This is a genomic window from Mycobacterium sp. NGS18 (genome assembly GCF_059813185.1).
On record NZ_JCALEC010000007.1, the window covers coordinates 52,878 to 73,244 of the forward strand.

Below are 20,367 nucleotides of genomic sequence, written 5' to 3' on the forward strand. Positions count from 1 at the left end.
ACTTGCGGACCTATGGGATCTTCGTTCGTACACCTGCATAACCACACCGAGTACTCGATGCTGGACGGTGCGGCGAAGATCGCCCCCATGCTGGCCGAGGCCCAGCGGCTGGAGATGCCCGCGATCGGGATGACCGACCACGGAAACATGTTCGGCGCCAGCGAGTTCTACAACGCCGCGACCAAAGCCGGCATCAAGCCGATCATCGGGGTGGAGGCCTACATCGCCCCCGGTTCTCGGTTCGACACCCGCCGGGTCCACTGGGGCGATCCCGGCCAGAAGAGCGACGACGTCTCCGGCAGCGGTTCCTACACCCACCTGACCATGGTCGCCGAGAACGCCACCGGGTTGCGCAATCTGTTCAAGCTGTCCTCGCTGGCCTCCTTCGAGGGCCAACTCGGCAAGTGGTCGCGGATGGACGCCGAGATCATCGCCGAGCACGCCGAGGGCATCATCGCCACCACCGGTTGCCCGTCGGGGGAGGTGCAGACCCGGCTGCGGCTCGGCCAGGAGCGCGAGGCGCTGGAGTCGGCCGCGAAATGGCGAGAGATCTTCGGCGCCGAAAACTACTTCCTGGAATTGATGGATCACGGCCTGTCCATCGAGCGCCGGGTGCGCGACGGGCTGCTGGACGTCGGTCGCAAGCTCAGCATCCCCGCGCTGGCCACCAATGACTGCCATTACGTCACCCGCGACGCCTCGCAGAACCACGAAGCGCTGCTGTGTATCCAGACCGGCAAGACACTGTCGGATCCGACCCGGTTCAAGTTCGACGGGGACGGCTATTACCTCAAGTCGGCCGCCGAGATGCGGGCGTTGTGGGACGACACCATCCCCGATGCCTGCGATTCCACCTTGCTGATCGCCGAGCGGGTGCAGTCCTACGCCGACATCTGGGCCCCGCGCGACCGGATGCCGGTGTTCCCAGTTCCCGACGGTCACGACCAGGGGTCCTGGCTGCGCCACGAGGTGCAGGCCGGCCTGCAGAACCGTTTTCCGGCCGGGGTGCCGGCCGAGTACACCGAGCGCGCCGCTTATGAGATCGATGTCATCTGCGGCAAGGGATTTCCGTCCTACTTCCTGATCGTCGCGGACCTGATCAACTACGCGCGCTCGATCAACATCCGGGTGGGTCCGGGCCGTGGCTCGGCGGCCGGGTCCCTGGTGGCCTACGCGCTGGGTATCACCAATATCGACCCGATTCCGCACGGGCTGCTGTTCGAACGCTTCCTCAACCCGGAGCGGCCGTCGGCCCCCGATATCGACATCGACTTCGACGACCGTCGCCGCGGCGAGATGGTGCGCTATGCCGCCGAGCGGTGGGGCAGTGACCGAGTCGCCCAGGTGATCACTTTCGGCACCATTAAAACCAAAGCGGCGCTGAAAGATTCGGCACGCGTGCATTACGGGCAGCCCGGTTATGCGATCGCCGACCGGATCACCAAGGCACTGCCCCCGCCGATCATGGCCAAAGACATCCCGCTGTCGGGCATCACCGACCCGACCCACGAGCGGTACAAGGAGGCCGCCGAGGTCCGCACGCTGATCGACACCGATCCCGACGTGCGCACCATCTATGAGACCGCGCGCGGTCTGGAAGGCCTGGTCCGCAACGCCGGGGTGCACGCCTGCGCGGTGATCATGAGCTCCGAGCCGCTGATCGACGCGATCCCGCTGTGGAAACGGCCGCAGGACGGCGCCATCATCACCGGCTGGGACTACCCGTCGTGCGAAGAAATCGGCCTGCTGAAGATGGACTTCCTGGGCCTGCGCAACCTGACGATCATCGGTGACTGCCTGGAGAACATCAAAGCCAATCGGGGCGTGGACCTCGACCTGGATTCGCTGCCGATGGACGATCCGGCCACCTATGAACTGCTGGGCCGCGGTGACACGCTGGGGGTGTTCCAACTCGACGGCGGCCCGATGCGTGACCTGCTGCGTCGCATGCAGCCCACCGAGTTCAATGACATCGTGGCGGTGCTGGCGCTGTACCGGCCCGGCCCGATGGGCATGAACGCCCACAACGACTACGCCGACCGGAAGAACAACCGCCAGGCGATCAAGCCCATCCATCCCGAACTCGAGGAGCCGCTGCGCGAGATCCTGTCGGAAACCTACGGCCTGATCGTCTACCAAGAGCAGATCATGTTCATCGCGCAGAAGGTGGCCTCCTACACGATGGGCAAAGCCGATGCGCTCCGTAAAGCCATGGGCAAGAAGAAGCTTGAAGTGCTGGAGGCCGAGTACAAAGGCTTCTACGAAGGGATGACGGCCAACGGGTTCTCCGAGAAGGCCGTGAAAGCGTTGTGGGACACCATTCTTCCGTTCGCGGGCTACGCGTTCAACAAATCGCACGCGGCCGGCTACGGCCTGGTGTCGTACTGGACGGCCTACCTCAAGGCCAACTACCCGGCCGAATACATGGCCGGCCTGTTGACGTCGGTCGGTGACGACAAGGACAAGGCCGCGGTGTATTTGGCCGACTGCCGCCGCCTGGGCATCACGGTGCTGCCGCCGGACGTCAACGAATCCGAACTGAACTTCGCCTCGGTGGGCGCCGACATCCGCTACGGGCTGGGCGCGGTGCGTAACGTCGGTGCCAACGTGGTCGGGTCGCTGATCGGCACCCGAACGCATAAGGGCCGGTTCACCGATTTCTCCGATTATCTCAACAAGATCGATATCGCCGCCTGCAACAAGAAGGTCACCGAATCGCTGATCAAGGCTGGCGCCTTCGACTCGCTGGGGCATCCGCGCAAGGGCCTGTTCCTGGTACACACCGACGCCGTCGACTCGGTGCTGGGCACCAAGAAGGCCCAGGCGATGGGTCAGTTCGACCTGTTCGGCGGCGCAGACGGCGATAGCGCCGGCGCCGACGCGGTGTTCGGCATCCGGGTGCCCGAGGAGGAGTGGGCCGACAAGCACAAACTGGCCCTGGAGCGCGAGATGCTCGGACTCTATGTGTCCGGGCATCCGCTCAATGGCATCGCGCACCTGCTGGCCACCCAGGTCGACACCCAGATTCCGGCGATTCTGGAGGGCGACATCGCCAACGACACCCAGGTGCGGGTGGGCGGCATCCTGGCATCGGTGAACCGCCGGGTGAACAAGAACGGGATGCCCTGGGCGTCAGCGCAATTGGAGGACCTTACCGGCGGCATCGAGGTGATGTTCTTCCCGCACACCTATTCCGCCTACGGCGCCGAGGTCGTCGACGACGCGGTCGTGCTGGTCAACGCCAAGGTCGCCATCCGCGACGACCGGATCTCACTGATCGCCAACGAGCTGGTGGTGCCCGACTTCTCCGGCAACGCCGCGGACCGGCCACTGGCGGTCAGTCTGCCGACCCGGCAATGCACCATCGACAAGGTCAGCGCTCTCAAGCAGGTGCTGACCCGCCATCCCGGCACGGCACAGGTGCAGCTGCGGCTGATCAGCGGGGAGCGGATCACCGTGCTGGAGTTGGATCCCTCGCTGCGGGTGACGCCGTCGTCGGCGCTGATGGGCGACCTCAAGGCGCTGCTGGGTCCGGGGTGCCTGGGGGGCTAAGCGGCCCTGAGTGCCACCGCCACGATGGCACTGTCCGGCCAGAGGGTGCGGCTTCGCGCCCGACGCAGTTTTTCGCGCAGCGGCAAGTCGCGGTGCACATTGGTCACGCCCGGAACCCGGATCATCGGTATGACGGTCCACTGCCAGCCGTAACGCGCGCGCAGGATGCGGTTGGCGGCTTCGGCCTCGTCGCCGAACAGGATCGTGGCTTTCCCGGTCACCGGCGCGGTATCGGGACGGCGCCGGCCGCGGTAGTCGCAGGGGACCAAGGCGACATCCGGGCGTAGTGCCAGTCGCCGGGTCTTCGGGCCGACCTTAGTGCGGAAGACCACGGTGTCGCCGTCCAGCGCGAACCATATCGGCGTGTCCACCGCCGAGCCGTCGCGGCGGAAGGAGCGCAGCAGCGCGTAGCGGGCGTCGTGCAGTTCTTCGAGTCGTTGTGCGAGCATGGCGCCAGTGAACAACCTAGAGTTGGCTCTAAGTCAAGCACCAGGGAGCGTCGTTGTCCGGCCGATTGACCATTGGTGAGGTGGCCCGCCGCAGCGGAGTCGCCGCAACCACCTTGCGCTACTACGAGCAGATCGGCCTGGTGGCGCCGCCGGCCCGCATCGGTGGCCAGCGTCGCTACGACGAGGCGGTGCTGGCCCGGCTCGAGATCATCGGCCTGTGCAAATCCGCGGGTTTCGCCCTCACCGAGATCCAACTGCTGTTCGCCGACGACGTGCCCGGGCGCCCGGCGAGCCGAGCGCTGGCGCAGGCCAAGCTCGCCGCGATCGACGCCCAGCTGGACTCCTTGTCCCGGGCGCGGGCGGTGATCGAGTGGGGCATGCAGTGCCGATGTCCCTCCATCGATGCCTGTACCTGCGGTATCCACCCGCCGCCGGCGCGACCAGACGCGGATGAGGCGCACTGAAACGCCTGCTCAGACCCGGTGGCCGGAAGCGAGCTCAACCTCAACATAACGCTTAGGTCCGTTTCCGGTAACAACACAGCATCACCGGTGTAACGTCTGAAACTTCCCACACAACTGGTGGGGCTCTGGGGGGAAGGGACTATTAGTGATGTCTGTGCGACAACGCGTTGTATCGCTGCTCGGGGGAGTGGCAGCCGCCCTGTTCGCCGGATTTGTCATGCCGGCGGCGCTCGCCCACGCCGGCTACGCCGACCCCGGCCCTTATCAGACCTGCGAGGGGTCGACGTGTCTCGTCATGGGCGTCTACGACCCCGACACCTGGACCTACAGCGGCTTCCGGCCGTACTTCACCGACTGGAAGGGGGACCAGGTCTATAACGTCGAGGTGACCGGAGCCGACGGCGCCACGGTCGACGCGGGCAGCTATGACATCAAGGTGGAGGACTACTGGTCCACAATGATGTCCAGCTCCACCTACACCTACGGTGCCTTCACCGCGGCCGACACCGGCGCCGACCTGGGCGCCTTCGCCGATCTCACCGGTACGACCGTGTATAGCACCACTTTTGGCGACTTCCACCAGGTGACGATCAATGACGCGGCCAACGGTGCGAGCTACTGGATCGTCACCACGCCGAACTACGTCAACACCGAGGTGACGATGGATGGGGCGTCGCAGGACTACATCCAGTACACCGGAGATGCGGCGCCGACGCTGTTGTGGAATAGTCTCGATAACTCGAGTTATGTGCCGGTGCCCGACTACCTGATCCCGGATGACCCGTGGGCCGGACTGGACTTTGACCCGGGCCAGTACGGTTCGGTGGCGGGACTCTAGGAGCAACGCGTATGGTGTCGAAGCCGAACGAACCGAGACTCAGTAGCAACAAAAAATTTCGTCAGATTCGGATGTGAATCCGGTAACACGAGGGTAACGTTTGGTCACCTGCGGCATCACGGGTGCTCAAGTGCAACAAGCTTAACGGAGGCTTTCATGGGGAAATCGCGTCGTCTTCTTACCCTGATCGGGGTAGGCGCCGCTGCTGGGTTCGCGGCCTTTGTGCTGCCGATGTCGATGGCTACCGCCACGGCCGAAAGCACGACCAGCCCGGTCCCCGGATGGGACGGCCCCTATGAGACGTGCGACGGCGTTGTCTGCCTGGTGATGGAGCCGCTGACCCGCGAAAGCGTGGGCCGGGACTGGTCCTATGAGGGCATCCGCCCGTGGATCACCGACTGGAAGGGTGACCAGCTCTACAACGTCACCCTCAACGGCGAAGAGGTCGGCGGCTACAACATCAAGATCGAGGACTACTGGAACTCGTTGTTCTCCACGTCGGCCTACCAGTTCGGTGACTTCACGCCGAACGCCGACACGCCTGAAGATCTGAGTGTGCTGGGCAACTTCGGCTACCTGGCCGGCTCCTCGATGTACACGATCAACCTGTTCGACGGCGCCTTCACCAACGTGACCCTCAATGGTGTGGGGCCGCACGACCTGAACTACTGGATCATGTCCGCCGCCGGCACGACCTACTCGGTGGTGACCGACCCGCTCAACGGTGTTTCGGCGGGCTTGATCCAGTTCGGCGAGGAGGCCCCGCAACAGCTGTGGAACAGCCTGTTCCACGCGTGGACTCCAGAGATTCCGGACTACGTCATCCCGAACGACCCGTTCGCGCTCCTGGATTTCGACCCGTGTGACTTCCTTGGCGGTTGCGCCGCTCCGATGTAGCGGGCGCCGTCAGAACTTGTAGCGCAGCACCCGGGCCTTGCCGGCCACCGACTTGAAGCGGCCGGCAAGCCGGGTCACGCGCCGGGCCGCCGGGGGGAATGAGTCGACCTCGGCGGCGTGCGCCAGGCAGGCCTGCTCGACCAGGCGCAGCCGGGGATCCCAGCGCTCGGGCGTGTGCGGGTCGGTGAAGCCGGGGTTGGCCCAGACCTGGCGGAGCACGCTGAACATGCCGCGCGGAGCCAGCTTCATCCCCAGGGAACTGAGCCAGCCCACCCGGCCGTAGTCGTTGAACGCCAACTCGCCGGTGCCGAAGTAGTCGATGACGTGCGTGATCAGCGCGATGACCTGCGGTTCGGTGAGAAAGGCGAACAGGCCGTCGGCGATCACCATGGTGGGTCGGCCGACCGGGATGCCGTCGGTCCAGTCCGTGGACGTCAGGTCGGCCGCGATGACGTGCTCGGCGCGCTGAGCCGGCAACAGCTTCTCGCGCACTGCGACCAGGTGCGGCAGGTCGATGCTGTACCAGTCGACGGTTGCCGGTGGCTGGACCCGCGCCAGCGGCTCGTTGAGGCCGGCGCCGAGATCCACCACGACGGCGTCGGGGTTCGCGGCGGTATACCTGCGGACCCGCTCGTCGAGCATTTTGGCGCGCAGCGCCGTCTGCCGCACCACGCTGGCCGGGATCCGGAATCCGGCGAAGTCGTAGTCGATCAAGCCCACGACCCGGTCCGAGAACTCGTCGCCGAGGATTGGCGTGGGGGCGCGGTTGTCGAGGGCGCGGGCGTAGGCGGTGAGAAACGCGGTCTGCTCGAGGCGGCTGAACTCGGTCACGGCAATCGGCATGGGGTTCACCGTAGGCGACGACTGGACACGAGCGGGAAAACCGGAACCAATGTCCCCGTCGCGCCGCTACGGTCGAGGCCATGGAATCGCAGCAGGCGACCACCCTGGCGGTGGCGGCTGAGGGGGCGCGCGGCTCGATCACGTTGAACCGCCCGGACAAGCTCAACCCGCTGAGCACCGTGACCCTCGAGGAGCTGGTGGCGGCGGCCCGCTGGCTCGACGCCCGGCCCGCGGTGAAGGTCGTCGTCGTCGCCGGCAATGGCCGGGCCTTCTCGGCCGGCGCCGACCTGGCTGCGTTCGCGGCGGCCGGCGACAGCGCGGCAGCAATGCGGGAGGCCGCTGACGCCGGGCGGCGGATGGCCGAGGCGATCGAGGCCATGCGGGCGGTGACGGTGGCGCGCCTGCACGGCCACTGCGTCGGCGGCGGGGTGGTGCTGGCCGCAGCCTGCGACCTGCGGGTGGCCGCCGAGGACACCCGGTTTTCGATCCCGGAAGTCGATTTGGGCATCCCGCTGGCCTGGGGCGGTATCCCGCGGCTGGTCCGTGAGATCGGCCCGGCGCTCACCAAGGAACTGGTGATGACCTGCCGGCCGTTCGACGCCGTCGAGGCGAAGGCGGCCGGATTCCTCAACCGGGTGGTGCCCCAGTCCGACCTCGACGCCGAGGTCGACGCGCTGGTCGAGAATCTGGTCGGCAAATCCGCGCTCACGTTGTGCGGCACCAAGCGTCAGGTCAACGCGGTGAGCGAGGGAATGGTGGCCACGGCGCGCAGCTGGAACGACGCCGACGCGCTCGTGACGGCCCTGCACGACCCGGAGTCGCAGGCGGGGGCAATGGCGTATCTGGAACGGATGAGTCGCCGCTGAGGCGGCAGAGCAGGAGGACGGGATGGCGGGCAGTGAACCGGCGACGTTGTGTGAGGCGTTTCAGCGCACCGCTGCCATCGATCCCGACGCGGTCGCAGTGCGCACCGTCGGCGGTGGCCAGACGCTGACCTGGCGCGACTACGCCGTACAGGTGCAGCAGGTGGCGGCCGGACTGGCCGGGCTCGGGGTGCGGCGAGGTGACACGGTATCGCTGATGATGGCCAACCGGATCGAGTTCTACCCGCTGGAGGTCGGGGCTCAACACGCCGGTGCCACGTCGTTCTCGGTGTACAACACGCTTCCCGCCGAGCAGCTTGGGTACCTGTTCGACAACGCCGGTACCAAGGTGGTGATCTGCGAGCAGGCCTACGTCGAGACGATCCGCGCCAGTAGCGCTCCCATCGAACACCTCGTGTGCATCGACGGGCACCCCGACGGCACCCTGTCGATCGAAGAGCTGCTGGCCGCCGGTGAAGACGACTTCGACTTCGAAACGACGTGGCGCGCAGTGCAACCCGACGACGTTGTGACGCTGATCTATACCTCCGGGACCACCGGGCTGCCCAAGGGGGTGGAGATGACGCACACCAACCTGCTGTTCGAGGCGGCTGCCCTGGATGCGGTGCTCGGGGTGCGCTTCGGCGACCGGATCACCTCCTACCTGCCCTCGGCGCACATCGCCGACCGGGCGATGGCGCTCTACAACTCCGAGATCTCCGGGGTGCAGGTCACGGTGGTGCCAGACGCCCGCGAAATCGGCGCGGCCCTGCCCGATGTGCGGCCGACGATCTGGGGCGCGGTTCCCCGGGTCTGGGAGAAACTCAAGGCCGCAATCGAATTCGCGGTGGCGGGCGAATCGGACGACAACCGCCGCGCCGCCCTGCAGTGGGCGCTGACGGTCGGCGCGAAGCGGTCTGCGGCATTGCTGGCCGGTGAGCCGGTTCCCGACGACGTGGCGGCCGAGTGGGCGCAGGCCGATGAGCTGGTGCTGTCGAAGCTGCGGGCCAAGCTGGGCTTGGACGAACTGCGGTGGGCGGTATCGGGCGCGGCGCCGATTCCCAAGGAGACCCTGGGTTTCTTCGCCGGGATCGGTATCCCGATCTGTGAGGTCTGGGGCATGTCGGAGCTCAGCTGTGTCGCCTCGACCACCCATCCGAGCGAAGCGCGGCTCGGAACTGTCGGAAAGTTGTTGCCCGGCTTGGAAAGTTGCATCGCCGACGACGGCGAGTTCCTGGTCCGGGGGCCGCTGGTGATGCGGGGCTACCGCAAGGAGCCGGCCAAGACCGCCGAGGCGATCGACTCCGACGGCTGGCTGCACACCGGCGACATCCTGCAACAAGATGCCGACGGCTATCTGCGGGTGGTCGACCGCAAGAAGGAGTTGATCATCAACGCCGCCGGCAAGAACATGTCGCCGGCCAACATCGAGAACGCCATTCTGGCGTCGTGCCCGATGATCGGAGCGATGGTCACCATCGGTGAATCCCGGCCCTACAACACCGCGCTGATGGTCTTCGACGCCGACTCGGTCGGCCCTTACGCCGCCGCGCACGGTCTTGCCGAGGCGACACCGGCCGCCCTGGCCGCCGATCCGGGCGTGATCGAAAAGATCGCCGCCGGGGTGGCCGACGGCAACGCCAGGCTCTCGCGGGTCGAACAGATCAAGCGCTTCCAGGTGCTGCCCACGCTGTGGGAGCCCGGCGGCGACGAGGTGACGCTCACCATGAAGCTGAAACGCCGGCCGATCGCCGCCAAGTACGCCGACGAGATCGAGGCGCTCTATGCCGCCGAGCCCGGACCGCACATCCACCAGCCGCCGGCCACCGAGGCGGCCCGGCCGGCGACCGTCGTCTGAGAGGTGAGTGCCACGCCAATTTTCACCTTCGGTCACGGCACCGCGGATGCCGCGGAGATCGCAACGCTGCTGACCGGCGCCGGGGTGCAGCGGCTTGTCGACGTTCGCAGCGCGCCCGGCAGCCGGCACAATCCGGACTCGGCACGCGACGCCATGGCCGGCTGGCTGCCCGAGGCGGGCATCGCCTACCAGTGGGAGTCACGGTTGGGCGGCTGGCGCCGAGTCAATGGGGAGAGCCCCGACACCGGGTTGCGCGTCGAGTCGTTTCGGTCCTACGCCGCGCACATGCGCACCACCGAGTTCCGGACCGCGATCGACGAGCTGCTGGCGACCGCGGCCCTCGAGCAGATCGCGGTGATGTGCGCCGAAACGGTGTGGTGGCGCTGCCACCGCAGGATGATCGCCGACTACCTCACGCTGGTCCGCGGCGTCGAGGTACGCCATCTGATGCATGACGGCAAGCGGCGCCCGCACCGGCCGATCCCGGAGGCACGAGTGGACGGTGACGTGCTGATCTATGACGGCGCGCCCCCCGACTAGATCGGGGCCGGACTCTCAGCCGTGCCGCAAGCCCAGGAGGAGCCACACCGCGGTGCAGACACCGGCGGCGGTCAGCACCGCGGCGGCCGCACTGGCCGTGACGGCGCCGACGCCCAGCAGGGTTGCCACGCCGACCGCCAGCGCGACCAGCTTGTAGGCCGGCCAGGGCACGCCCGCGATCGGCACCTGCTGCCGGGGGCGCTCCGCGGTGGTCATGCAATTAACGGTACGCGATAACCAATTGTTAGGCCAGCCGAAACCTCTCGGTCCGGTGGGCGTGTCGCGGCATCGGACTAAGCTGACGGGATGCCTCTGAGCGGAGAATACGCACCCAGCCCGTGGGATTGGTCCCGAGAGAACGCCGAGAAATACATGTCCTCCGGCGGCACCGAGGGCACCGAGATGAAGGGAAAGCCGGTCATCCTGCTGACCACGGTCGGCGCCAAGACCGGCAAACTGCGCAAGACGCCGCTGATGCGCGTCGAGCACGAGGGTCAGTACGCGATCGTCGCCTCGCTGGGCGGCGCCCCGAAAAACCCGGTCTGGTATTACAACGTGATCAAGAACCCGCGGGTCGAGCTGCAGGACGAAACGGTCACCGGCGACTACGAAGCCCGCGAGGTCTTCGGCGACGAAAAGGCCCAGTGGTGGGAGCGGGCCGTCGCGGCCTGGCCCGACTACGCCGACTACCAGAAGAAGACCGACCGGCAGATCCCGGTGTTCGTGCTGACCCCGGTGGGCTGAACCCGCTGCTAGGTGGCACCATATTGCGGTGTCCGCCGAACTGCGTCAGACCCGAAGTGACCCCGCGAAGGGCCCGATGAACGGGCCGCTGACCGCGGCCGACGTCGACGCGGCGGCCAAGCGGATTGCCGGGGTGGTGGCACCCACCCCGCTGCAATACAGCGACCGGCTCTCCGAGGTCACCGGCGCCAACGTGTACCTCAAGCGCGAAGACCTGCAGTCGGTGCGGTCCTACAAGATCCGGGGCGCCTACAACCTTTTGGTGCAGCTGAGCGAGGACGAGATGGCCGCCGGGGTGGTCTGCTCGTCGGCCGGCAACCACGCCCAGGGGTTCGCCTACGCCTGCCGGTCGCTGGGTGTGCACGGCCGCGTCTATGTCCCGGCCAAGACGCCGAAACAGAAGCGTGACCGAATCCGCTACCACGGCGGCGATTTCATCGAGCTGATCGTCGGCGGCGCGACGTACGACATGGCGGCGGAGGCGGCGCTGGACGATGTGGCCCGCACCGGGGCCACCCTGGTGCCGCCCTACGACGACCTGCGGACGATGGCAGGGCAGGGCACCATCGCCGTGGAGATCCTCGACCAACTCGGCGCCGAACCGGACCTGGTCGTCGTTCCGGTGGGCGGCGGCGGCTGCATCGCCGGCATCACCACCTACCTGGCGCAGCGGACCACCAACAGCGCGGTGCTGGGCGTCGAGCCGGCCGGAGCCGCCGCGATGATGGCCGCGCTGGCCGCCGGAGAATTGGTGACCCTCGACCACGTCGATCAGTTCGTCGACGGCGCCGCCGTCAAGCGCGCCGGGGCGCTGCCCTACGCGGCGCTCGCCGCCGCCGGCGACATGGTCTCGGTCACCACCGTCGACGAGGGCGCGGTCTGCACCGCGATGCTCGACCTCTATCAGAACGAGGGCATCATCGCCGAGCCGGCGGGCGCACTGTCGGTGGCCGGGTTGTTGGAGGCCGACATCGCCGCAGGCTCCACGGTGGTCTGCCTGATCTCCGGCGGCAACAACGATGTCTCCCGCTACGGCGAAATACTGGAGCGCTCCCTGGTACACCTGGGCCTCAAACACTACTTCCTGGTCGACTTTCCTCAGGAGCCGGGCGCACTGCGGCGGTTCCTCGACGAGGTGCTCGGCCCCGGCGACGACGTCACGCTGTTCGAGTACGTCAAGCGCAACAACCGCGAGACCGGCGAGGCTCTGGTCGGCGTGCAACTGGGCTGCGCGGCCGACCTCGAGGGCCTGCTGGCCCGGATGCGCTCCTCGGAGATCCACGTCGAGCCGCTGGAGCCCGGGTCGCCGGCCTACCGCTACCTGCTGTAGCCGTCCGGGCGGAGTCGACCGCCGCGCGGCGGGTACCGATCGTGCCGAACGGGTAGTGGTACCGCCATGGCTTTATCGCAGACAACGCACATGGATGAAACCCGCGTTCGCAAGGTGCTCGATATCGCCCTGCGGTTCGGACAGCTGCTGTTGGGCTCACAGGCGGGAACCGCCGACGTCGCCTCGAGCATGCTGGCTATCGCCACCGCCTACGGATTACCGCAGACCCAGGTGGACATCATGGCGAACTCGATCCGGGTGTCGGTGCCGCGCGGCGTGCCCGGCGCCCCGGTCACCGCGATGTATCTGGTGCAGTCGCGCTCGGTGGACTACACCCGGCTGCAGCTGGCCACCGATCTGGCCGAACACGTGGTGAACACGACGCCCGACCCCGAGTGGGTGCAAGAGCAGTTGGACGCCGTGAGCCGGGCCGCGCACCCCTATCCGCGGTGGGTGGCCACCGTAGGCTGGGCGGTCATGGCCGGCGGCTTCTCCGTGCTGATCGGCGCCGGGCCCTTGGTGGCGCTGGTCTCGGCGGTCACCACCGCACTGATCGACCGAGTCGGCCGAGTGCTCAACGGCTGGCAGCTGCCGCTGTTGTTCCAGCAGGTGGTCGCCGCAGCGCTGGCCACCGGCGTCGCCATCGGCCTGCACGCCGTCGGCTGGTTGCCCGCCGGCACTCCGGTATCGCCGGTGGTGGCGGCCAACATCGTGGTGCTGTTGTCGGGTCTGGCCACGGTCGGCTCGGTGCAAGACGCCATCACCGGCTACCAGCTCACGGCGGTCTCGCGGGGTATGGACATCCTGCTCTCCTCGGTGGGCATCCTGGTCGGCGTCTCCATCGCGGTACAGATCGGCGGAGCGTTCGGTGTGGCAGTGCGCGTTAGTCCCGAGATGCCGGTCGCGGTGCTGAGCGTGCCGGTGTACACCTTGGCGGGGGCCATCGGTGCGGCGGCCGCCGCGATTGCGGGCTATGCGCAGCCCAAGGCCGCCCTGGCGGCGGGTCTGGCGGGGGCGACCGCGGCGCTGCTGTTCTTCGGACTGCAACTCGTGCAGGCCAACCCGATCGTGAGTTCGTTCGCGGCAGCGGCGGCCACCGGCCTGGTCGGCACGCTGCTCGCGCCCCGGCTGCGCGTCACGCCGCTGGTGATCATCATGGCCGGCATCATCCCGCTGGTTCCCGGACTGACCCTGTTCCGGGGCTTCGTGCAGTTGGTCAACGGCCAGCCCAACGCCGGCGGCACGCTCGGATTGGCGGTCGGGCTGGCGCTGGCGCTCGGCGCCGGCGCGGTGCTGGGGCCGCTGTTGGCGCCCTCGGTGCGGCGCGAGCTGAGCCGCTACCACCTGCGCGGTCGCGGACACGCGGGGCGTCGCGTGCGCAGCCCGTACCGGATTCCGCAGCTGGCCGGGATCCGCTACTTCGGGCGCCGGGCGGCGTAGCTCAGCGGCTCTTCTGCAAGATGATCAGCGAGCGGGCGGCGACCGCCACGGTCTGACCGGCCTGGACTTCGAGGTCACTGGCGCCGATGGGATCTGCGGTATCGATCACCGCTTGCCAGCCGTGGGCGTACTCGGTGTTGGGGGTGACGAAGTCCACCGCTGTCTCACCGGCGTTGAAGCACAACAGAAACGAGTCGTCGATGATGCGCTGGCCGCGGGCATCGGGCTCGGGCAGCGCCTCGCCGTTGAGGAAAACCATGACGCACCTGCCGAATTCGCTGCCCCAGTCCTGCTGGGTCATCTCCTGGCCGGCCGGTGTCAGCCAGGCGATGTCCCGCACCTCGTCGCCGCCGCGAATCGGCCGGCCCTCGAAGAACCGGCGCCGGCGGAACACCGGATGCGCGGCGCGCAGGGCGGTCAATGCGCGGGTGAACGCCAGCAGGTCGGCGTTCTTGTCGACCAGCGACCAGTCCATCCAGGACAGCTCGGAGTCCTGGCAGTAGACGTTGTTGTTGCCGTGCTGGGTGCGGCCCATCTCATCGCCGTGCGCGATCATCGGGGTGCCCTGGCTGATCAGCAGGGTGGCCATGATGTTGCGGACCTGGTGTGCGCGCAACGCCAGGATGGCCGGGTCGTCGGTCGGCCCCTCGACACCACAGTTCCACGACCGGTTGTAGCTCTCGCCGTCCCGGTTGTCCTCACCGTTGGCTTCGTTGTGTTTCTCGTTGTAGGACACCAGGTCTGCCAGGGTGAAACCGTCATGGCAGGTGACGAAGTTGATGCTGGCGCTGGGCCGCCGGCCGGTCGCCTCGTATAAGTCCGATGATCCGGTCAAGCGGGAGGCGAACTCGCCCAGCGTCTCCGGTACACCACGCCAGTAGTCGCGCACGGTGTCGCGGTATTTGCCGTTCCACTCCGTCCACAGCCCCGGGAAGTTGCCCACCTGGTAGCCGCCTTCGCCGACGTCCCACGGCTCGGCGATCAGCTTGACCTGGCTGACCACCGGATCCTGTTGCACCAGATCGAAGAACGCGGACAGCCGATCGACATCATGCAGTTCCCGGGCCAGCGTCGACGCGAGGTCGAAACGGAATCCGTCGACGTGCATCTCGGTCACCCAATAGCGCAGCGAGTCCATGATCAGCTGCAGGGTGTGCGGGTGGCGAGCGTTGAGGCTGTTACCGGTACCGGTGTAGTCGGTATAGAGGCGCCGGTCGTCGTCGGACAGCCGATAGTAGGCGGCGTTGTCGATGCCGCGGAAGTTGATCGTCGGGCCCAGATGGTTGCCTTCGGCGGTGTGGTTGTAGACCACGTCGAGGATGACCTCGATGCCCGCCTGGTGGAAGGCACGCACCATCGCCTTGAACTCTGCCACCGCGCCGCCGGCCACCCGGCTGGCCGCGTACTGACTGTGTGGTGCGAAGAACCCGAACGTGTTGTAGCCCCAGTAGTTCCGCAGTCCCAGTTGCAGCAGCCGATGATCGTGCAGGAACTGGTGCACTGGCATCAGCTCGATCGCGGTCACGTTCAGCGACTTGAGGTGCTCGATGATCACCGGGTGTGCCAGCCCGGCGTAGGTGCCGCGCAGCTCTTCGGGTATCCCGGGGTGGGTCTGGGTCATGCCCTTGACATGCGCCTCGTAGATGATCGTCTCGTGATACGGGGTGCGCGGTGAGCGGTCGGCGGCCCAGTCGAAGAACGGGTTGATCACCACGCTGGTCATGGTGTGCCCCAACGAATCCAGCGCCGGGGGAGGCCCGTCACCGGCCGGGTCGTTCAGGTCGTAGGAGAACAGCTCCGGGCCGAAGTCGAAATCGCCGTGGAATGCCTTGCCGTACGGGTCCAGCAGCAGCTTGCCGGGATCACAGCGGTGCCCCGCCGACGGGTCGAACGGCCCGTGCACCCGGAACCCATAGTGCTGGCCGGGCCCGACGCCAGGCAGATAGGCATGCCAGACATAGCCGTCCACTTCCTCGAGACGGATCCGGGACTCGGTGTTGTCGGCCTCGTCGATCAGGCACAGCTCCACGCGCTCGGCGACCTCGGAGAATACCGCGAAATTGGTTCCGGCTCCGTCATAGACGGCGCCGAGCGGGTAGCTGTGCCCTGGCCAGACCGTGGGCGCGACCGGGCTCACCACCATCCGGTGGCCGCGCCCATCTGCCGGCCGAGTTCACCGGTCATGGTGCGCATGTAGGTGGCCGACAGGTGATGGGAGTCGTGATAGATCAGCACATTGCCCTCCACGGCGCGGCAGATGTCGGTGTCGCACACCGCATCGGACAGATCCAGCGGCTTGAGCAGCGGGAAGCGTTCGACGAAATCCAGGGTGGGGTTGCGGTCGACGAGGACTTCGGAGCGTTTGATGCCGCAGGACATCGCGTCACCCCCGGAGGCCAGGCAGTCCGCCGGCTGGAAGGGGTCACCGTCGCGCACCAGCCACGGGGTGTCGCGCACGCCGAGGATAGGAATTTTGTGCTCGGAGAACCTTTGCCAGATCCCGATGTAGGTTGCCGGCATCACGTCGCCGGGTTTGATGTTCCACGGCCGGGTGGCGGTGGTGAACACGAAGTCGGGGTGGTCGGCGATCAACTTGTCCATCGTCTTGCCCACCCACTCGTAGCACTGCGGATAGGGCGCGTTGTTGCCCATGATCAGCGGCACCTTCTCGGTGGACAGCGGGCAACCCATCTTGAGGTAGGTCACCACTTTGAAGTGGTGTTTCTGGCCCAGGATGTCCAGCGCCGGCAGCCAGTGTTCGGCATGCGACCCGCCGGCCAGCGCGACGGTTCGGGTGGCCTCCGGGTCACCATAGGTGCAGTTGATCAGAGCCGGATTGGTGAAGGTGCTGATGCAGCCGTCGCGGGTGGAGCGCGGCAGGTCCTTCTTGGCCTCCAGGATGGTGGGCCGCATCCGCAGCTTGGGCACCCGCTGATGCTTGATCAGCGCGCGGGCACCCGGGTAGTCGTCTTTGCTGAGCTTGGCCAGTTCCTTGCCGCTGGCGCGCTGGACGGTGACGTGTTCGCGCCAGGTGAACGAGGTCGCGGTCAGCGCGACGCCCAGCAGCACCACCGTCGAGCCCAACGCCATCGTCGGCCGTTTCCACCAGCCGGCCGACGGTTTCCGCCAGCGAATGCGCTGCGGGGCGGGCTTAGCGGCGGCCGATGCGCGAGAGCGCAGCGGGTCCTCGACGAGCCGGGTGGTCAGATAGGCCAGCACGCCGGACAGCAGCAGGATGCCCGCGCCCTCGAGCACCGAGGCGTGTTTGTGGCCGGTGTAGGACAACCAGAAGATCAGCAGCGGCCAGTGCCACAGGTACAGCGAGTAGGCCATCGCGCCCAGCGTCACCAGCGGCCCGGTGGCCAGCCACCGGCTGGGCCACGGGAGTTTTTCGCTGGTGCTCGGGTGCGTGTGCCGGTTGGCGCCGGCCAGGATGAACGCCACCGCGGCACCGACCGGCACCAGCGCCCAGGGGCCGGGGAATTCCCGCACGCCTTCGATCAGGGCACCGCAGCTCAGGATCGCCGCCAGCGCCACGGTGGCGACGGTGGTCCGCAGCCACATCGGCCAGCGGATATAGGGAACGAGCGCCCCGGCCAGCGCGCCGAGCAGCAGTTCCCAGGCGCGGGCGAAGCTGTTGTAGTAAGCCAGCGCCTGGTTGGACTGGTGCGCGACGATCGCATACCAGAACGACGCCACGGTCAGCCCGGTGAGCAGCACCACGAACGCCGTGCGCAGGTGGGTGCGCAGCAGCCGCCGGAAGGCGTACGCGAAACCGAAGATCAGCAGCAGGAAGCTGAGATAGAACTGGCCCTGCACCGACATCGACCAGATGTGCTGCAGCGGGCTGACCGCCTCGCCGGCGCGCAGGTAATCCGAGGCGGTGCGGGCCAACTCCCAGTTCTGGTAGTAGCCCAGGCTGGCCAGGCTCTGGTCGGCGAAGGTCTCCCAACGGGTCTGGGGCTGGATCCAGATGGTCAGCGCCGCACAGGCGGCCAGCACTACCACCAGGGCGGGCAGCAGGCGGCGAACCAGCCGGATGAGGTCGGGCACCGGTGACAGCGACGACGTCGGGTTCAGCGCGACACGCAGCAGCTTGCCGCCGAAGAAGAAGCCCGACAGCGCCAGGAAGACGTCCACCCCGCCGGAGACCCGTCCGAACCAGACGTGGAACACCGCCACCAACGCGATCGCGATGCCACGCAGCCCGTCGAGGTCGTGGCGGTAGAAACCCGTCTTGCGGGTTCCCATCGCAGCCGCCGACCCGGAGGCCGAAACGGATCCGGCAGTGGGTCCGCAAGCGGGGGGTGCCGCAACAGGTGTTGCCGCCGGTCGCGGCGGGGACAGGGCAATCATGATCGCCCGATAATCTACCTAATCGGGCTGGAGAAACCGTATTCCAACGGCTGTGATGTCGACCCGGTGTGTCTAGGGAATCACCCGGGTCAGATAGGGGACCATGTTGGAGGTGCGGGCCGGTGAGACCGTGACTGCGGGGCTGGTGCCCTCGATCATCTGGTTGTTACCGAGGTACAGCGCGACACTCTGCGATCCGCCCGGTCCGTAGCAGAGCAGGTCGCCGGCGCGGGCCTGCGCGGGCGGGACCTTGTGGCCGACGCTGCACTGCTCGCCGGAGGTCCGCGGCATTTTGATGCCGGCGCCGGCGTAGGCGTACTGGATCAGGCCGGACGCGTCGAAGCCGACGGTGGTGGTGTCGGGGATGTCCGCGGTGGGCGGCACGGCGGTGCCCGGCAGGATCGGGGCGGTGCCCGGCAGACCAGGTGCGGTGCTGCCGGCGACGGTGGGGCCGCCCGGGAGACCGGTGCGGCCGGTGACGTCGGTCAGCGCGCTGCGGGTGGTGGCGGCGCGGGCCCGGGCGTTGTTGGTGGGCCCGGAGACGTCGCCGCCGCCGTAGACGTAGGGCACCCCGCGCTGGGAGAGGGCGCGTTGGATCACCCGCTCGATGAGCTGGTTCTGACCGGACTGCGAGATCGGGTCGGCGCCGGCGGGCCCAGCGGCGCTGAACGCCGGGGCCAATACCGCCGCCACGGCGATCGCGGTGGCGCAGACGCGTTTCATCGGACATCTCCCTTCGCGCCGGTCATCACGGCAGCATCATTGGTCACTTCTGTCACAAAGCGTACCGGCGGGTACGCGCCCTGCGCCGTCGCTGTGCAGAAATTCGGCAACCTGTGACCGAACGGTTACGGCCGACGACCTGCACTACTGTCGTCAGTCATGTCCGCGTTGACTCCCCAGCAGATCAGCGCCATCGACACGGCTCATGTGTGGCACCCCTACAGCACGATCGGCGCCGAGACGCCGGCCCCGACGGTGGCGGTGGCTGCCCGCGGCGCCTACCTGACGCTGATCGTCGACGACGCGCCGGTCGAGGTGCTCGACGCGATGAGCTCCTGGTGGACCGCGATCCACGGCCACGGCCACCCCGTGCTCGACGCGGCGATGACCGCGCAGCTGGCCACCATGAATCACGTCATGTTCGGTGGCCTCACCCACGAGCCCGCGGCGCGGCTGGCGCAGCTGCTGGTGGAGATCACCCCTCCCGGGCTGGACACGGTGTTCTTCTCCGACTCCGGTTCGGTGTCGGTGGAGGTGGCGGTGAAAATGGCGCTGCAGTACTGGCGCGCCCGCAGCCGGCCAGCCAAGCACCGGCTGATGACCTGGCGCGGCGGCTACCACGGTGACACCTTCACCCCGATGAGCGTCTGCGATCCCGACGGCGGCATGCACAAGCTGTGGGTGGACGTGCTGGCCGCGCAGGTATTCGCCCCGCAGGTGCCCCGCGACTACGACCCGGCCTACAGCGCCGCCTTCGAGGCTCAGCTAAAGCGCCATCGCGACGAACTGGCGGCCGTGGTGGTCGAGCCGGTGATGCAGGGCGCCGGCGGCATGCGCTTTCACGACCCGCGCTACCTGAGCGATCTGCGCGACATCTGCACCCGCCACGGCGTCTTGCTGATCTTCGACGAGATCGCCACCGGATTCGGCCGCACCGGCGAGCTGTTCGCCGCCGAACATGCCGGTGTCAGCCCCGACATCATGTGTGTCGGCAAGGCACTGACCGGCGGTTACCTCAGCCTGGCGGCGACGCTGTGCAGCACCGAGATCGCCCACGTCATCACCGGCGGGGAGGCCGGCGCCCTGATGCACGGGCCCACCTTCATGGCCAACCCGCTGGCCTGCGCGGTGTCGGTAGCCAGCACCGAGCTGTTGCTGGGCCAGGACTGGCGCTCGTGCGTAGCCGAGATCGGTTCGGGACTCAACGCCGCCCTGGAACCGGCCCGCGGGCTGCCCACAGTCGCCGACGTGCGGGTGTGCGGCGCGGTCGGGGTGATCGAATGCCGGGAGCCGGTGGACCTGGCGGTGGCCACGCCGGTCGCGCTGGCGCACGGGGTCTGGCTGCGCCCGTTCCGCAACCTGGTGTACGCGATGCCGCCGTATGTCTGCACACCCGACGAGATCGCTCGCATCGGTGCCGCGATGGTCGGCGTGGTCCGTGCCTTAACCTGAACGGTGTTCAACTGTCGT

Annotated in this window: 17 protein-coding genes; 11 read left to right on the forward strand and 6 right to left on the reverse strand. The window is 67.5% G+C overall.

The genetic code is table 11. From position 1 onward, the window contains the following. Window positions 1-12: 12 nt before the first annotated feature. A complete protein-coding gene (gene dnaE, locus AC5Y31_RS14540) occupies window positions 13-3,552 on the forward strand; it encodes a DNA polymerase III subunit alpha (RefSeq protein WP_499981127.1) in 3,540 nt (1,179 codons plus the stop codon). Here the strand turns inward: dnaE and AC5Y31_RS14545 are convergent. Continuing rightward, entirely contained in the window at window positions 3,549-4,001 is a 453-nt protein-coding gene (locus tag AC5Y31_RS14545) for a PPOX class F420-dependent oxidoreductase (protein ID WP_499981128.1), read from the reverse strand. The genes dnaE and AC5Y31_RS14545 overlap by 4 nt on opposite strands. Window positions 4,002-4,054: 53 nt before the next feature. Between AC5Y31_RS14545 and AC5Y31_RS14550 the strand changes: the two genes are divergently transcribed. The 3 genes from AC5Y31_RS14550 to AC5Y31_RS14560 all read left to right on the forward strand — a co-directional run bounded on the left by AC5Y31_RS14550 (window position 4,055) and on the right by AC5Y31_RS14560 (window position 6,200). After that, window positions 4,055-4,465 (forward strand): MerR family transcriptional regulator, encoded by a 411-nt coding sequence (locus AC5Y31_RS14550; protein WP_499981129.1) that lies wholly within the window; start codon window positions 4,055-4,057, stop codon window positions 4,463-4,465. A gap of 148 nt (window positions 4,466-4,613) precedes the next feature. After that, the gene (locus AC5Y31_RS14555; protein ID WP_499981131.1) at window positions 4,614-5,303 is read left to right on the forward strand and encodes a hypothetical protein; all 690 of its coding nucleotides are present in this window, start codon (window positions 4,614-4,616) and stop codon (window positions 5,301-5,303) included. A gap of 156 nt (window positions 5,304-5,459) precedes the next feature. Continuing rightward, on the forward strand, window positions 5,460-6,200 hold the full coding sequence (locus AC5Y31_RS14560; protein ID WP_131810607.1) for a hypothetical protein: 741 nt from the start codon (window positions 5,460-5,462) through the stop codon (window positions 6,198-6,200). A gap of 9 nt (window positions 6,201-6,209) precedes the next feature. On the opposite strand, the gene AC5Y31_RS14565 is transcribed toward AC5Y31_RS14560, so the two are convergent. Next, window positions 6,210-7,043 (reverse strand): class I SAM-dependent methyltransferase, encoded by an 834-nt coding sequence (locus tag AC5Y31_RS14565; protein ID WP_499981132.1) that lies wholly within the window; start codon window positions 7,041-7,043, stop codon window positions 6,210-6,212. 80 nt (window positions 7,044-7,123) lie between these two features. Here AC5Y31_RS14565 and AC5Y31_RS14570 point away from each other — a divergent pair, with 80 nt between their 5' ends. Genes AC5Y31_RS14570 through AC5Y31_RS14580 form a run of 3 tightly spaced genes read left to right on the forward strand, consistent with a single transcriptional unit; the run spans window position 7,124 to window position 10,304 of the window. Next, the gene (locus tag AC5Y31_RS14570) at window positions 7,124-7,909 is read left to right on the forward strand and encodes an enoyl-CoA hydratase/isomerase family protein (RefSeq protein ID WP_499981133.1); all 786 of its coding nucleotides are present in this window, start codon (window positions 7,124-7,126) and stop codon (window positions 7,907-7,909) included. A 22-nt stretch (window positions 7,910-7,931) separates the two neighbouring features. Continuing rightward, window positions 7,932-9,764, forward strand: coding sequence for a fatty acid--CoA ligase FadD11 (gene fadD11, locus AC5Y31_RS14575; protein ID WP_499981134.1), 1,833 nt, complete (start codon window positions 7,932-7,934; stop codon window positions 9,762-9,764). 3 nt (window positions 9,765-9,767) lie between these two features. Further along, window positions 9,768-10,304, forward strand: a complete 537-nt coding sequence (locus tag AC5Y31_RS14580; protein ID WP_499981135.1) for a DUF488 domain-containing protein — start codon at window positions 9,768-9,770, stop codon at window positions 10,302-10,304. Window positions 10,305-10,319: 15 nt separating this feature from the next. Here AC5Y31_RS14580 and AC5Y31_RS14585 read toward each other — a convergent pair whose 3' ends face one another. Further along, entirely contained in the window at window positions 10,320-10,520 is a 201-nt protein-coding gene (locus AC5Y31_RS14585) for a hypothetical protein (protein WP_065026500.1), read from the reverse strand. A 90-nt stretch (window positions 10,521-10,610) separates the two neighbouring features. On the opposite strand from AC5Y31_RS14585, the gene AC5Y31_RS14590 reads away from it, so the two are divergent. From AC5Y31_RS14590 to AC5Y31_RS14600, 3 genes are all read left to right on the forward strand, one after another. Then, window positions 10,611-11,048: a nitroreductase family deazaflavin-dependent oxidoreductase gene (locus AC5Y31_RS14590; protein WP_065026499.1), complete on the forward strand. Its 438-nt coding sequence runs from the start codon at window positions 10,611-10,613 to the stop codon at window positions 11,046-11,048. A 28-nt stretch (window positions 11,049-11,076) separates the two neighbouring features. Beyond that, on the forward strand, window positions 11,077-12,378 hold the full coding sequence (gene ilvA, locus AC5Y31_RS14595) for a threonine ammonia-lyase IlvA (RefSeq protein ID WP_499981138.1): 1,302 nt from the start codon (window positions 11,077-11,079) through the stop codon (window positions 12,376-12,378). Between the two features lie 90 nt (window positions 12,379-12,468). Continuing rightward, window positions 12,469-13,818 (forward strand): threonine/serine exporter family protein, encoded by a 1,350-nt coding sequence (locus tag AC5Y31_RS14600; protein ID WP_499981141.1) that lies wholly within the window; start codon window positions 12,469-12,471, stop codon window positions 13,816-13,818. Between the two features lies 1 nt (window position 13,819). Here the strand turns inward: AC5Y31_RS14600 and glgX are convergent, their stop codons facing one another. The 3 genes from glgX to ripD form a co-directional block, all read right to left on the reverse strand. Continuing rightward, window positions 13,820-15,961, reverse strand: a complete 2,142-nt coding sequence (glgX, locus tag AC5Y31_RS14605; protein WP_499981142.1) for a glycogen debranching protein GlgX — start codon at window positions 15,959-15,961, stop codon at window positions 13,820-13,822. Next, a complete protein-coding gene (gene sucT / locus AC5Y31_RS14610; RefSeq protein WP_499981144.1) occupies window positions 15,952-18,174 on the reverse strand; it encodes an acetyltransferase SucT in 2,223 nt (740 codons plus the stop codon). Before sucT ends, glgX begins: the two co-directional genes overlap by 10 nt. A gap of 72 nt (window positions 18,175-18,246) precedes the next feature. Continuing rightward, window positions 18,247-18,897, reverse strand: coding sequence for an NlpC/P60 family peptidoglycan-binding protein RipD (gene ripD / locus AC5Y31_RS14615; RefSeq protein WP_065025283.1), 651 nt, complete (start codon window positions 18,895-18,897; stop codon window positions 18,247-18,249). A 159-nt stretch (window positions 18,898-19,056) separates the two neighbouring features. Between ripD and AC5Y31_RS14620 the strand changes: the two genes are divergently transcribed. Beyond that, on the forward strand, window positions 19,057-20,349 hold the full coding sequence (locus AC5Y31_RS14620; RefSeq protein ID WP_499981146.1) for an adenosylmethionine--8-amino-7-oxononanoate transaminase: 1,293 nt from the start codon (window positions 19,057-19,059) through the stop codon (window positions 20,347-20,349). Window positions 20,350-20,367: the final 18 nt, after the last annotated feature.